Raw genomic sequence first — 519 nt, forward strand, 5'->3', positions numbered from 1 at the left:
GTCCTGTGCTTCGTGCGGGGTTCCTGGACGCGGGGGTTCGGGCTGGGGCTCATGGTCGGGTGGGCGACGTGGTCGATCGTGTCCGCCGGGTTCTGCACCGGCCTCAACCCGGGTCTGTACGGCTGATGCCCTACCACGAGATCTTCGTCGGCCTGGGCGTCCTCGTGGCGTCCGTGGTGTTCGTACGGGAGGCCAGAAGGCGTGGGGCGCTCAACGAGCAGTCGCTCGTCGCGGTCGCCGGCGCGCTGGTCGGGGGAGCGATCGGGATGCGGCTGGCGGGCTGGCTGGAGACGCTGGACCCGCAGGACCTCTGGTTGTACGGCTCGCGCAGCATCCTCGGCGGCCTGACCGGCGCGTACGTCGGCGTGCTCGTCGCGAAACGGATCACCGGCTACAAGGAACGCACCGGCGACCTGTTCGCCCCCGCCGTGGCGCTCGGCATGGCGGTCGGCCGGATCGGCTGCCACCTGACCGAGGCCCCCGGCCGCCCCACCGACCTGCCGTGGGGCGTGCACGCCC

General features: G+C 72.4%; 1 protein-coding gene. It reads left to right on the forward strand.

What is annotated here, in order from left to right:
* Positions 1 to 125 precede the first annotated feature (125 nt).
* The coding region (locus C1J01_RS48560) for a prolipoprotein diacylglyceryl transferase family protein (protein WP_146616073.1) at positions 126 to 519 on the forward strand (394 nt) is incomplete at its 3' end.

Source organism: Nonomuraea aridisoli, assembly GCF_003236395.1.
GTDB classification, from domain to species: Bacteria; Actinomycetota; Actinomycetes; order Streptosporangiales; family Streptosporangiaceae; genus Nonomuraea; species Nonomuraea aridisoli.